Origin of the sequence: Pseudomonas sp. EL_65y_Pfl1_R83, from assembly GCF_963970695.1 — a bacterium.
Taxonomy (GTDB): domain Bacteria; phylum Pseudomonadota; class Gammaproteobacteria; order Pseudomonadales; family Pseudomonadaceae; genus Aquipseudomonas; species Aquipseudomonas tritici.
Genome location: NZ_CAXAQI010000029.1, coordinates 18472 through 31541 on the forward strand (window position 1 = coordinate 18472; position 13070 = coordinate 31541).

Annotated in this window: 8 protein-coding genes and 3 pseudogenes; 5 read left to right on the forward strand and 6 right to left on the reverse strand. The window is 59.2% G+C overall.

Features of this window, described 5'->3' with window-relative positions:
- Nucleotides 1-57: 57 nt before the first annotated feature.
- A pseudogene (locus AACY08_RS27035) lies at nucleotides 58-228 on the reverse strand (gluconate transporter); the annotation flags it as partial.
- Between the two features lie 128 nt (nucleotides 229-356).
- Between AACY08_RS27035 and AACY08_RS27040 the strand changes: the two are divergent.
- Entirely contained in the window at nucleotides 357-932 is a 576-nt protein-coding gene (locus AACY08_RS27040) for a flavin reductase family protein (protein ID WP_339472190.1), read from the forward strand.
- 78 nt (nucleotides 933-1010) lie between these two features.
- Here the strand turns inward: AACY08_RS27040 and AACY08_RS27045 are convergent, their stop codons facing one another.
- Nucleotides 1011-1820, reverse strand: a complete 810-nt coding sequence (locus tag AACY08_RS27045) for an AraC family transcriptional regulator (RefSeq protein WP_339472191.1) — start codon at nucleotides 1818-1820, stop codon at nucleotides 1011-1013.
- Between the two features lie 99 nt (nucleotides 1821-1919).
- On the opposite strand from AACY08_RS27045, the pseudogene AACY08_RS27050 reads away from it, so the two are divergent.
- The 3 genes and pseudogenes from AACY08_RS27050 to ddlA all read left to right on the forward strand — a co-directional run.
- Nucleotides 1920-2078: pseudogene (locus AACY08_RS27050) on the forward strand (helix-turn-helix domain-containing protein); the annotation flags it as partial.
- Nucleotides 2079-2111: 33 nt separating this feature from the next.
- Nucleotides 2112-2750, forward strand: coding sequence for a LysE family transporter (locus AACY08_RS27055; RefSeq protein ID WP_339439063.1), 639 nt, complete (start codon nucleotides 2112-2114; stop codon nucleotides 2748-2750).
- A gap of 44 nt (nucleotides 2751-2794) precedes the next feature.
- Nucleotides 2795-3889, forward strand: coding sequence for a D-alanine--D-alanine ligase (gene ddlA / locus AACY08_RS27060; protein WP_339439064.1), 1095 nt, complete (start codon nucleotides 2795-2797; stop codon nucleotides 3887-3889).
- Here the strand turns inward: ddlA and AACY08_RS27065 are convergent.
- From AACY08_RS27065 to AACY08_RS27075, 3 genes and pseudogenes are all read right to left on the reverse strand, one after another.
- Nucleotides 3879-4052, reverse strand: a pseudogene (locus AACY08_RS27065) (laccase domain-containing protein); the annotation flags it as partial. The gene ddlA and the pseudogene AACY08_RS27065 overlap by 11 nt on opposite strands.
- Nucleotides 4053-4102: 50 nt before the next feature.
- A complete protein-coding gene (gene ggt / locus AACY08_RS27070; protein WP_339472192.1) occupies nucleotides 4103-5932 on the reverse strand; it encodes a gamma-glutamyltransferase in 1830 nt (609 codons plus the stop codon).
- A gap of 36 nt (nucleotides 5933-5968) precedes the next feature.
- Nucleotides 5969-6748 carry a PhzF family phenazine biosynthesis protein gene (locus AACY08_RS27075; protein ID WP_339472193.1) on the reverse strand — a complete coding sequence of 260 codons (780 nt, stop codon included), beginning with the start codon at nucleotides 6746-6748 and terminating at the stop codon, nucleotides 5969-5971.
- A 318-nt stretch (nucleotides 6749-7066) separates the two neighbouring features.
- On the opposite strand from AACY08_RS27075, the gene AACY08_RS27080 reads away from it, so the two are divergent.
- Nucleotides 7067-11239 carry an AvrE-family type 3 secretion system effector gene (locus AACY08_RS27080; protein WP_339472194.1) on the forward strand — a complete coding sequence of 1391 codons (4173 nt, stop codon included), beginning with the start codon at nucleotides 7067-7069 and terminating at the stop codon, nucleotides 11237-11239.
- A gap of 296 nt (nucleotides 11240-11535) precedes the next feature.
- On the opposite strand, the gene AACY08_RS27085 is transcribed toward AACY08_RS27080, so the two are convergent.
- Nucleotides 11536-11757: a hypothetical protein gene (locus tag AACY08_RS27085; protein WP_339472195.1), complete on the reverse strand. Its 222-nt coding sequence runs from the start codon at nucleotides 11755-11757 to the stop codon at nucleotides 11536-11538.
- Between the last annotated feature and the right edge of the window lie 1313 nt (nucleotides 11758-13070).

Genomic DNA, 13070 nt, shown 5'->3' on the forward strand with positions numbered 1-13070 from the left:
AGGCCGACGACAGACACAATCGCCAGCGCCACCAACGAGCTTTGCGTCGCCGCCAACCCCGCCCTTATCGGCACGCGGCATGCCAGCGGCCCTTCCCATGCAGATCACGGCGGCGATCAGCGGTTCACCGAGGCATTTCAGGGTCAGGCCGACGGTGCTTTCGGCCGGCAGGGCGACCTTGGTCAAGGTGCTGCCCAGCATCAGGATCACCGGCAATAGAATGATCAGATCGTGGAAATCCAGGATGGCGCGCAGGAAGTGGTCCGCGCAGTGGGGCAGTTCGCCAACCCACTGTCGAGTTGAGCGTAGGGCTTCAGGTATCGTAAGCGTTTTCTTGCATGAAGAGTCGACCCTCCATGAGCCCTACCCACCGTCGCCCCGTTCCGCTGTCCAAGGCCTACCGTTTGCTTAACCACGGCCCGACCGTGCTGGTGAGCGCCGCACACGACGGCCAGCGCAATATAATGGCCGCCGCTTGGGCGATGCCGCTGGATTTTGAACCGCCGAAAGTCGCCGTGGTGTTGGACAAGGCAACATGGACCCGCCAACTGCTGGAAGGCGCCGGCACCTTTGTGCTTCAGGTGCCTTGCGCGGCTCAGGCGGATCTCGTGCAGACGGTCGGCAACACCACCGGCTCCGAGACTGACAAGTTTGCAGCTTACGGTTTGCAAGCGTTCAAGGGTGAACACACCGAAGCGCCGCTGCTGGAAGGCTGCGTGGCGTGGCTGGAATGCCGCCTGCTGCCTGAGCCTCGCAACCAGCAGACTTACGATCTTTTCCTGGGTGAAGTCGTCGCGGCCTATGCTGACGACCGCGTGTTCAGCGGCGGCCGGTGGCACTTCGAAGGGCATGATGAACTGCGCACGTTGCACCATGTGGCGGGCGGGCATTTCCTCACTATCGGTCAGCCGATTGATGGGCGCCAGCTCTAAGCCTTGCCAGCGCGCGTTTGCCAGCGCTTCGGCAAACGCCATCAGCTCCCACATTGATCGCATTTCAGGTTGGGGGTTTCAGCGCCCGAGCATCTTCACCCAACGCGACGGTGGCATGCCGTAGGTGCTGCGAAATTGCCGGGTCATGTGGCTCTGGTCGGTGAACCCCGCGGTCAACGCCGCGTCCACCAGCGCCCGGCCCTGGGCCAACAGGCTGCGCACCAGGTCCAGCCGACGCATGGTCAGGTAGCGGTAGGGGCTGGTGCCGAACAGCAAGCGAAAATCCCGCGATAGCGCCCAGCGATCCCGGCCGGCGTGGTCGGCCATTTCATCCAGGGTGATGGTGCGGCCCAAAGCGCTGTGGATAAACTCCCGGGCGCGCTCGGCGGCGACGTAATCGAAGGTCTTGCGGCTGACGATACGGCCCGAGACGTTGCTCAACGCATGGGCCAAATCGAATAGGGCGTCCTGCTCCAGCAACGGGTCGAGGGGGTTATCCAGGTTTTGCAGCAACACTTCGCTGGCGCGGAACAGCCTTGGGTCTGTGGATAAACCACTGGGGATAAACGGCAACGGCTTGCCGCCGAGGATCTGCTGGATCAGCGATGGCTCGACGTAAATCATCCGGTACTTGAAACCTTCGTCACTGCCGGCGTGACCGTCATGGGTCTCATCCGGGTGAAGCACCATGGTTGTGCCAGGCAGGCTGTGGATCATGGCACCGCGATAGTGAAAGCTTTGCACGCCAGTCAACGTGCGCCCGATCGCGTAGGTGTCGTGGCGATGCGGGTCAAAGGCAAAGCCGGCAAAGTACGCCTCGATACGGTCCAGGCCGTTGGCGTGCGGGGCGCGGTGCAGCCAATCGAGGGTGACGGAGGGTTTGCCCATGGTGAGTGGTCACAAAAAAGAGGTGGAAACACGTTAACCCAGTCTGCGGAAGGTTGTCTGCCGGGTCTTGAACGATTGTGCGAGTGTGTCGCCGTGGAAGCAGACGCCATCGGGATTACCGAACAAAACCTGTCGTTGCTTAAACAAGGCAAGGTCAAAGGCATCAGGTTGGGGACGCTGGATGCTATCTGCGCCTATCTGGATTGCCAGCCCGGTGATTTGCTTGTACATATGCCAGAGGCGGCTGCCGACCCGTAGGGTCTTATTCACACCGCGAAGAAGGATCATTCGATGCTGCTCACCCACCTGCCGTACGCTGCTCCGTTGTTGTCGCTGGCGTTGCTCTGGACTGTCGCGGTGGTGACGCCGGGGCCTAACTTTTTCAACACGGCGCAATTGGCCGCCAGTTGTTCGCGCCGCCATGGTGTGGTGGCGTCAGCCGGTGTGGCGACGGGCACCATCATGTGGGGGTTAGCGGGAGGCCTTGGCATCAAGTCGCTGTTTACCGCCGCGCCAATGCTGTACATGGCGTTCAAGATCATCGGCGGCTGCTACCTGATTTATCTTGGCTTGAAACTCTTCAAGCGCTCGGCACCGACCATGAGCCAGAACGTGCTGCCGGATGAGGCGCTTCGTTCTCTTTTCTCTGCCTGGCGCCTGGGGCTGCTGGGTAATCTGTCCAACCCGAAGGCAGCGCTGTTTGTGGCGACCATCTTCGCCTCCACCATGCCGCCTTCGCCATCACCGATGCTGTTGACACTGGCGGTGATCATCATGGCGACCTTGTCGTTCAGTTGGTATTCCTGCGTGGCCTTGGTGTTTTCCAGCGAGCGTATGGCTAACGTTTACAGCCGCTCGCGTAAGTGGCTCGACCGCTTTGCCGGGGGCTGCTACTTGTTGTTTGGCGCACATCTGGTAGCGAATCGCTGACCGCCCGTGGTAAGAAACTTTACTTTCAACAGTGAGGCAGGGTCATGAGCAAGGTGCGGGTAGGTATTATTTTTGGTGGCCGTTCGGCCGAGCACGAAGTCTCGTTGCAATCGGCGCGCAACATCGTCGATGCGCTGGATCGCTCACGTTTCGAGCCGGTGCTGATCGGCATCGACAAGGCCGGCCACTGGCACCTCAACGACACGTCGAACTTCTTGCTCAACCAGGAAGACCCGGCCCTGATCGCCCTGAACCGGTCCAACCGCGAACTGGCTGTAGTGCCCGGCAAGGCCAGCCAGCAACTGGTGGAAACCTCTGGCGCCGGCCTGCTGGAACATGTCGATGTGATCTTTCCTATCGTCCACGGCACCCTCGGCGAAGACGGTTGCCTGCAAGGCCTGCTGCGCATGGCTGACCTGCCTTTCGTCGGCTCGGACGTACTGGGTTCGGCGGTGTGCATGGACAAGGATATCAGCAAGCGTCTGCTGCGCGATGCCGGCATTGCCGTCACCCCGTTCATCACTCTCACACGGAGCAATGCGGCGCGTACGTCCTTTGAGGCGGCGGTGAGCAAGCTCGGCTTGCCGATGTTCGTCAAACCCGCCAATCAAGGCTCCTCGGTAGGCGTGAGCAAGGTCGGCGACCAGGCCGAATACCAGGCTGCCATCGAATTGGCCCTGGGCTTCGATGAAAAAGTGCTGGTTGAATCCGCCGTCCAAGGCCGTGAAATCGAATGCGCCGTGCTGGGCAACGAACACCCCATCGCCAGTGGTTGTGGCGAAATCGTGGTGAGCAACGGTTTCTATTCCTACGACAGCAAATACATCGACGACCAGGCTGCCCAAGTGGTGGTGCCGGCCGATATCAGCCACGAAGCCAGCGAGCGCATTCGCGGGCTGGCCATTGAGGCGTTTGAAGTGCTGGGCTGTTCCGGCCTGGCGCGGGTCGACGTGTTCCTCACCGATGCCGGCGAAGTGTTGATCAACGAAATCAACTCACTGCCCGGCTTCACCCGTATCAGCATGTACCCCAAGCTGTGGCAGGCGGCGGGGATGACCTACAACGAGCTGGTGAGCCGGTTGATTGAACTGGCGCTGGAGCGGCATGCGGGGCGTAAGGGGCTGAAGGTCAGTCGGTGAGGCTAGCGGCGTGTGGCGAGGGAGCAATCCACGAATAGATCAATGTCTTCGCTTCCTCCGGGTGATGCGTCCTGCGGCGATAGTTAGCAAACGTGGGTGAGGTGCAGTAAGTACATACCTTACTCACCTCGATCTGCTCTCGTCGAACGCCTGCTGCATGCAGATGAACACCTCTGCCTGCTGCACGGGCGCTTTCTCCGTTGATTGAAGTGTTCAGTCGCCGACCGCCTGGCCTTCACGCCGTGGGTCGGCGCCGCCGCTCAGTGACACCTTCCCCTGGGCATCCCGCGTGCGAACGATGGCCTGGATGCCGCTGGTCATATCTATCTCGCTCACTGCATGGCCCTTGTCCTTGAGCGCCTGCTTCAATGCGGGACTGAACATACCAGCTTCCAGCTCGGTCGCACCGTTGCGGCTGCCAAAGTTGGGCAGGCTGATGGCGGCTTGCGGGTCGAGTTTCCAGTCGAGCATCGCCACCAGGGACTTGCTCACGTATTCGATGATCTGCGATCCGCCGGGCGAGCCGACCGCGGCCAGTAACTCGCCGCTTTTGCGGTCGAACACCAGCGTCGGCGCCATGGTCGAGCGCGGGCGTTTGCCGGGCTCGACACGGTTCGCAACAGGCTGGCCATTCTCTTCGGGAATAAACGAAAAGTCGGTCATCTGGTTGTTAAGCAAGAAGCCCTGGACCATGACATGCGAGCCAAACGCCGCTTCCACCGTGGTGGTCATCGACACGGCGCCACCCTGGTCATCCACTGCCACCACTTGCGAGGTAGAGATGCGCAGCGGCGAGCGATCGGGTGCGTAAGCCACCTGGATACCTGCTGGCAAGCCTGGCTTGGCGATGCCCATGCTGCGCTCGCCGATCAAGGTGGCGCGCTTGGCCAGGTAGTCCGGTGCAACAAGGCCCGCCACTGGCACAGTGACGAAATCGGTGTCGGCGACATAGAGCGCGCGATCAGCAAAGGCCAGGCGACCGGCTTCGGCCAGCAGGTGCACCGCTTCGGGTGTCGGCTCAAAGCCTGGGTGCAATGGGCTTTTCACCGGTTGCATCGCTGCGATGGCCAGCCCAGGATCGCGGCCTTCCAGCGCCTGCAAGGTGCCGAGGATTTGCGCGATAGCGATCCCACCCGATGACGGCGGCGGCATGCCACACACCTTCCATTGTCTGTAGTCAGTACACAGTGGCGTGCGTTCCTTGGCGGCGTAGCCCTTCAGATCTGCCAGCGACAGGCTGCCCGCATTACGATTGCCCTGCACTTTGCGGGCGATCTCATCGGCAATCGGCCCGTGGTACAGCGCATCCGGCCCTTCCTTGGCGATGCGCTTGAACACGTCTGCCAGTGCCGGGTTTTTCAACACGCTGCCGATGGCTTTCGGTGTGCCATCGGCGTTCAGGAAGTACGCCGCCATGTCTGGCGATTGCGCGATGTAGCGATCGGCCGCGATCAAACTGTGCAGGCGCGGAGAAATCGCGAAGCCTTGTTCCGACAGCCGGATCGCCGGTTCGAACAGCTTTGCCCACGGCAGGTGGCCGGTCTTTTCGTGTGCCATTTCGAGCGCACGCAAGACACCTGGCGTACCGACCGAGCGCCCACCGATCTGCGCCTCGGGAAACGCCATTGGTTTGCCGTCGGCCTTCAGGAACAAGCGCTCGGTTGCCCCGGCTGGTGCGGTTTCACGGCCGTCATACGCCTGCACATTTTTGCCGTCCCACAGCATGATGAATGCACCCCCGCCGATGCCCGATGATTGCGGCTCCACCAGGGTCAATACCGCTTGCATCGCAATCGCCGCATCAATCGCCGAACCGCCCATGCGCAGCATTTCGCGTCCGGCCTCGGCCGCCAGAGGGTTGGCGGCGGCGGCCATATGACGCTCGGCGTGTTGGGTCGTGAGGTCGGTGCGATAGCCTGAGCCCAGCTCCGGTGCCGGTGGCTGTTCGTTGACAGGCGTATGGCAGGCAGCCAGGGCGAGGGCTGCGGCAACCACTGACAGTTGACGGCGGGAAATCGAAAACACGCGCTGAACTCCGTTCATTTTGAGAATGATCTGTTGTCCTTGGTTACTGCGTTTTTACAGATAAATCGTGCCTTGCAGGTAGAGCACCGCACGACCGGAAATGATCACGCGGTCACCCTTGAGTTCACAGCGCAATTGGCCACGGCGCTTGCCGCCTTGTTCTGCGGTCAGTTGCGACTTGCCCAAGCGTTCGGCCCAGAAAGGCGCCAATGAGGTGTGGGCCGATCCAGTAACCGGGTCTTCATTCACGCCCACATTCGGGCCGAACCAACGGGAGATAAAATCAAACGGCGTACTTTTGGCCGTTACCGCAACCCCTCGCTTGGGCAGGCCCTTGAGGCGTGCGAAATCCGGCATCAATGCGGCGATCTGGGCTTCGTCTTCCAGCAACACGATGTAGTCATCGGTGCAGAACACTTCGGCCTGTTCAATTCCCAGCGCGCTCAACATGCCCGCGGGCGGTTCGCAGCGCTGAGGTTGCTTGGCGGGGAAGTCCATCGCCAGTTCATCGCCCTGACGCGTGACCCGTAGCTCGCCGCTACGGGTAGCAAAGCGCAACACGTCTGGCGCATCCGCCATCTGGTGGGTCAGTACCCACGCCGCCGCGAGCGTGGCATGGCCACACAGGTCTACTTCGACTTGCGGGGTAAACCAACGCAACTCATAGAACCCCTCACGAGGGACGAAGTAGGCGGTTTCGGAGAGATTGTTTTGCGCTGCAATGTTCTGCAGTTGCTCATCGCTCAGCCACTCGGTCAGCGGGCAGACCGCCGCCGGGTTGCCGCCGAAGACGGTTTGGCTGAAAGCGTCGACTTGAAAGATATCCAGTTTCATCGAGAGCACTCCGTTGAGGGGGGAGCCGGACACTAACAGTGGGTCAAGCGAGCGTCAAAATACTGATGGAAGGTTTTTCCAGCGCATGGAGGTGCCGTGGTGATAAGGCATAGGTGGAACCAAAAATAGCGAGTGCCCACTAGACAGCTGTGACTCATTTTGTTTGGGAGCATTACCATGCGCACAGGATTAGATCCGCTTCTCAAATTACAGCACGCCCTTGCCAATTGCTCGACGAAATGGCATCAGGAAGTACCTCCGCGTAAAAGCCCGCCGCCAGTGTCGTTGCTCCACTATCAAACACTGCAACCCACCTCAATGCAGTTCGATGCCCGACTCATCAACGGGAAGGTGCAGGCTGATACGACGCTTGCGGGGCGTGATATCGCCCAGCACCTCAACCAGCCGAATAAACACTATGTGGCCGATGGTTCTTCTGCAGCGGGTACCTATACGTTGCGGATGAAGGATGAACGCCAGTACCTGTTTCATATTCAGTCCACACCCGCTGTTGCAGCGGTGTTCAAAAGCAGCCTTCCCGATGCGGCCGATGGCGCCGGTAACGGCCCGGGTCGCGCGCATTTGGGGCGCGTCAGCGCCATTCAAACAACTGCGCAGAGCCAGCAGTTTCGCCTGGATGGCGCACGGCTGTTTCGATTCGAGCCGCTCACGCTTTCCTGGAAACCAGACGCAGATACCCGTGCATTCTCCCGTATTGGCCTGAGCAAAGAAGGACAGCTGCTGAAGACGCCCGAAGGGTTTGCAGACAGCAGCGCCCAAGGGGGCACCACGGTGCTGCTGAGTCAGGACCGGGATATTTCTGTTGTGCATCTTCAAGGGGCTGGCGCCCACACTGTGTGTCCGGTCGATGAGGTAGGTTTGCCGGTGCAGCTCATGCGTATCGGGGTGTCGGGAAACACCTTGTTTGGGGCGACCACGGACGGTGAGTTGGTCCGTGCCGACCTGCGCATGACACGAGATGACAAGCTGCCCATGGTCAGGCAAACGGTCGACGCGCTGGAGCGGGCGCTGAAGGGCGCCGTCAATGTGGAAGGCTTCTTTCATGATGACGCCGGGCAACTCAATGCTCAGGTGCGCGACGCACGCCTTCAAGTGCACAGCGTGCCCTTGAGTGACGCACACGCACTCCGCCCGCAATGGAACCTCAGCGATGTGCTGGTCAAACACATCGAGAAAGGTTTGCCCCTGCCCAGCCTGCAAGCGCTGTCGACGGCAGTGGACCTCGGGCAACGAGGCAAGATTGCACTCGATGCAAGCCACCTGTTGACCTGGGATGCGACGGCCCAACGTTGGGAGAACGTTGGGCAGCCTGGTATCGAACATCTGGCGTGTGGGTTGGATGGTCGCGCGTATGTGCTGCAAGAGGGACAATTGAAGGCGGTTGCCATCAGTAAAGTGTGCGACCCGTTGATTGAGGGCGCCAGTCACGACTTGGCCGCACTTCCCGCGCCGCGCCCACACGTATCCCTTGGCGAGGTGCTCGCCGGGGATAGTCAAAAGCCCGTGACCGGATTCGCTGTAGCGGACGGCCGAAATTTTGTGACGGTCAATCGGGAAAACCAGCTGCAGGTCCATCAGGACGGCGTCGCCAGGGCGTTGGAATTGACCCCCTTGATTGACATAAAGACACTCGCCCTGGATCACGCGGGAAATCTGTATGCACACAGCCAAGAAGGCGACTTGTTCAGGTTGGATCGCCAGGCCTGGCAGGGCAAAACCGAGCATGCGCAACGCTGGAGCAAGGTTGATCTACCGGATCGCCAGCCCTTGGAGTCCTTGCGGATGGGCGCCGATAAGTACTTGGTTGGTGGGTGGGACAAGCAGTTCCACCGGCTGGAAAACGCCACCGCCAGCACGATGAAGTGGGGCCCGGTGCAATCAATGAACCAGGCACCGTCATTGGCCGATACATTCGCTGATACGTCGATGCGTGCACAGTTCAACGGGGGCGCGCTGACCGTCAGCAGCAATGTGATGGGGCAATTCCGTGAGGGGTTGCCGCTCAAGCGCAATTTTATCCAAGGGATCAAAGCGCACTTCCACCCACTGGAAGGCCTTAGCCAGGTGGGTAAGGATATTCAGCACCATTTCAAAGGCCGCAAGGGGCTGGAAGGGATCTACGCTGACGATAAACGCCTGCATGAACAGCTCAAGGTGCTGGCGCAGAGTAAGCCAGTTCCTGCTGACCTGGGTGTGCGGCTCGCAGCCCTGAGCAAGCCGGGGCCGCGTCAGGCGTTGGCCGAGCAGATCCGCCAAGCGCTGACCGACGTAGAACACAGTAGCCATTCAAGCGCACATCGCCTGGCAGACGTGCATGGCGTGGCGTTTGACGCTCGGCCCACGTTGAGCCGGGCGGCCATTGATCCCCGTTCGACGCTGCATCAACTGTATGAAGTGTTTAAAAGAGTCTCCCCCTCGACGCAAAAATCGACCGCTGCGCTATTGGCCAACCTTGAGGGCCAAGGCTTGGCGCTTCCCGCCTGGGCGCCCGAGCGCAAGCGCAACCTTGACCACCCCTCGGCACTCATCGAGGGCGACCTGATTCATCATGCAAGCGCGCTCAAGCAACTGGCGGATCTGGCACGGGCGCTCGACGATATGTCAGGCGTTAGCCCAAGCGGCCTGGAGCGCCTGGAAACCTCCCTGCGCGAGACGATGCAGGCGTTTAAAGACAGCCCTGTCCACACACTGGCCAGCCAAGGTATTGCCAGTTACGAGCAGGCGGAATCGTTGTATGGCAACTTCAAACTGTTGGCCAAGGACCTTGGAACACCTGGCTCTGCGCTTCATTGGCATCTTTCGGGCCTGCTGGGGTTGCCCACCGATGCTTCAATCAAGGCGGCAATGACGCAGCAGGTACAGCAACTGGGCAGTGGCCAGACCCTCGCGCCGAGCCGGGCCCAAGGTAAAAGCGTGGGGTTGATGGTGACGGGGGTAAAACCCATAGCCCCCCTGGAGTTTTTCTTGGGAGCCTCCAAGTCGCATACTCACGGTGTGAGTATCAGCCGTACCGATAAAGGCGCGCGGGTTGAGATCAGTACGGACGACATGCGGCGGCTGGCCGGTTCGGTGGCCTCGGGCCTGACGCTGGGGCGAGGCCCGGAGGCCGTGGGGCCGGCCTTGAGGGTGGCTGCGGAACTGACTGCAGCGGTGGCGAAAAACACCGGATCGAGCATCGCCTTTGATGTGAAAGAGGCAGACTTTGGCACGATGATGGCGATCCTTACCGGCGAGAACGGTACCGTCTACGACTTGCTCGCGTTGGGTGAGGAGCACGCGACAGGCAAGAGTTCCAAGGTCAGTGGTGACGTCAACCTGGACGTACTCGCCCAATTGCGCTTGATGTACACCCCGCAAGAAAACATCGCCGAGTTGGACTCAGTGATTCGCGCTGGCGTCGGCGTGGTGGGCAACCTCAATCTCGCGCATGCGGACAAGGGCCAGTCGACCACGCACACCGCAACAGGTACCCGCCAAGGTACGACAACCAGCGCTCAATTATTCAGGCAGGCTGGCGTGGGCGCCAACACCGCGCCGATCAATGCGTTGGGGTTAGGCCGGGCCGACAGTGACTGGCCCAGCGCGGCGGCGGCTTCGTTGCCGGAACTGTCGGTCATGGTGAAGTTTGATCGTGGGGAGTCGCAGGCTTTCAGTTTTTCATTCAAGCATCCGCAACCGGTTACTCAGCCGCAGATTGATCACCTCACACGCAATGTGTCGCTTTACTCGCCGAGTTTCAGGCGGGAGTTGGCTGCGATTGACCTGTCGGGGAACACCGTCGATCAACAGTTGGTCACTTTGCAGCGGTTTCTCACGACTCATCCGCCCATGGCAACGAAGCCGGACGCTTATCACGCCATCACCCAGTCACTGGATAAGTTGATCACCCAGCAGGACCTGGTGAAGAACGGGCTGCGCCAACTGACGTCGGTCGAGTCTTCCGTCACGCGTGTGGGGTTACGGGACGACGGGCGCCATGCGTGGCTGGATGATGTGGCGCCGGCCAACAAGGCGGCCATTGAACAGTGGTTGAAGGATGACCCCCAGTTTGCCCAGGTGCTTGATCAGTGGCGCCAGGGTGAGGGCACTTCAGTGAAGCTCGGCATGGAGCTCAAGCCGCAGATAGTGCGCGCAATAGAGCGTAGCCATCTTGCCGGTGAAAGTACCGAGCCGCTGATCCGGCGTGCCCTGAGTGATCGTACCAACCTGCGTGTCAAAAACATGAGCTTGAGCTACACCACCACGCAATCCCACGGCATGTCGATACCCACTATGAATCTCGGCTTTTCCAGCAGCGCTGGGCTGAGTCTCACGCAGAAGCGCGTCAATGCTGACCTTGAATACGGAATGGACCCCGATAAACCTTTGCGCATGAACTTGAACGATACGCTGGGCAGTCTGCCCCGGCATGATCTGACTATTGACCTGGCAGATCAGCGGGTGAGGACGCAAACCCAGCCGATCCTCTGAATCACTTCGGCGAGTGCGCTGGGCGTTGAGGTGCTGCGTCAGGCGGTCCCAGCACTTTCCGCGAGGCATAAAAAAACGGCCTACCTTTCGGTAAGCCGTTTTTAGTACTTGGTGGTACACAGTCATTTGAACTGATCTTGTAGCGCTATGTATTTAAAGGGTTTTTTTCTGAGGTTTTCAGTTGGGCATACATGTGGGCATACACGCTGCTTGCTTCTGCCTACAGATGTAGTGGTATTCCCGCTAGGTAAAGCACCACCAGTTGGTAGGTGATGTGTAGCCATTCGGCCAGGTAGTCAATTGTTTGTCCTACCTTCTGCCGACAGTGAGGCGAGGGCAAGGGTGATGAATCCTGCATTTCCATCCAGGATTTCTAGTGCCCCTCGGATGTTCTGTGCCACTTCTGTGGATCCTCTTTGCTCAACCCAGTTTGATAGCTCCTCGATAGCTGCCCCCAGCGCCAGTTGGTTTTCATTCATGCGCTTGAGTAAGGACGCAAGCAAAGGGTTGTCTTCCATGATGCTCTCCCACCGTGTTGTCAGGTAGTCAATCTACCTCCAACCAGTGGCGTTGCATATCAGCTCTCCACACCACCTGGTGATCGGAAATCACGCTGGTCATCTTGATTCACGAGAGGCCAACAATGTGGTGTAGGGCCAATTTTGAATGGCTGTATTGAGAGTACATATCCGCCCCCCTCCAAAACCGGTGTAACCGGTGTTACGGGTGTAACGCCCGTCACCAAACGCCCGGTTTCATTGGCTTTCATGCCCGTTACACAGTTGAGAAACTTAGCGTACACCCGATGTAACGCTGCCCATGCGTGTAACGCCAAAGTCAGCATCCTCGGTTGTGGGCAGGCGCTTTGCGTTCCGGCCTAACAAGCGAATTTCGTCGGTTCCGCCTCTCGATGACAGGAAATCACGCTGGGGACCCTGAGAGATTTCGCGTTACACGGGGCATGAAACCCGCGGGATCGTGGTAGCGGCAGCCGGACCAGCTTACTGAAATTTCAACGTTGAAATTGAAAGGATCTTGAAGAGAAAAGGACATCCTTACCGGATCTGTAACGGTCATGGATTTCGTTCAGGATAGTGAGCGATTGGCCTGGTCAACTAGGTCAACCAGTCAACTAACTTTGGAGCCCAGCCACTAACTAGATCCGGCGGGTTCTATGCCCCGTGTCTATCCAAAATGCCCAGGGTCCCCGGCGGCTTTCCGATTCATAGGGCAAATGCACTGGTGAACAGCAGTTCACCCGGTTCACTTGTTCACTAAGCTGGGCACCTTTCCGCTGACACGATCACGCGGGTTTCCGACCCAGTACCTTCGAGAGTGCTCCAGGGTCCCCACTACCGAACCAAAGCTAAGAGCATGACCCACACCTTCGCTGGAGGAGCAATTTTTATGGGGCTCGGGGATACCCTAATAAAACCGTGTTACGGGTGTTACGCGTGTTACATAATTATATAACTATTTGATTTTAAAGGGTTTATATGTCGTTACACAGCTGGAGCTGGTTTGCCGATATGCGTGTTACATGGCAAAGAGGTGTTACATCAATGAATGCCTTGGCAGGAGCTGTTTGTAATGATGACAGCGGATTCCATCGACCTTGGGCTTCTTATAGACGGGTCGCTACCGGCCAGAAGCCCCCCCCAGATTAACGTCTAAGGGGTTTTTTAGTACCTGTAAAAAGTGAGGGTGTAGTGGTCAACTGATCCCGGACACGACGTTAAGTTTTTTCTCAGCCTGAGCCGGTGGCAGCCCACCATTAAATTGGTGCGGTCGAATCCAGTTGTACCGGTGCATCAAAAAATGGCTGATATCC

What these genes read in the sequence shown, in the direction of transcription:
- AACY08_RS27055 (WP_339439063.1), top strand. Translation starts at nt 2,112, where the DNA reads ATGCTGCTCACCCACCTGCCGTACGCTGCTCCGTTGTTGTCGCTGGCG.
- AACY08_RS27040 (WP_339472190.1), top strand. Translation starts at nt 357, where the DNA reads ATGAGCCCTACCCACCGTCGCCCCGTTCCGCTGTCCAAGGCCTACCGT.
- AACY08_RS27085 (WP_339472195.1), bottom strand. Translation starts at nt 11,757, where the DNA reads ATGGAAGACAACCCTTTGCTTGCGTCCTTACTCAAGCGCATGAATGAA.
- ddlA (WP_339439064.1), top strand. Translation starts at nt 2,795, where the DNA reads ATGAGCAAGGTGCGGGTAGGTATTATTTTTGGTGGCCGTTCGGCCGAG.
- ggt (WP_339472192.1), bottom strand. Translation starts at nt 5,932, where the DNA reads ATGAACGGAGTTCAGCGCGTGTTTTCGATTTCCCGCCGTCAACTGTCA.
- AACY08_RS27080 (WP_339472194.1), top strand. Translation starts at nt 7,067, where the DNA reads ATGCAGTTCGATGCCCGACTCATCAACGGGAAGGTGCAGGCTGATACG.
- AACY08_RS27075 (WP_339472193.1), bottom strand. Translation starts at nt 6,748, where the DNA reads ATGAAACTGGATATCTTTCAAGTCGACGCTTTCAGCCAAACCGTCTTC.
- AACY08_RS27045 (WP_339472191.1), bottom strand. Translation starts at nt 1,820, where the DNA reads ATGGGCAAACCCTCCGTCACCCTCGATTGGCTGCACCGCGCCCCGCAC.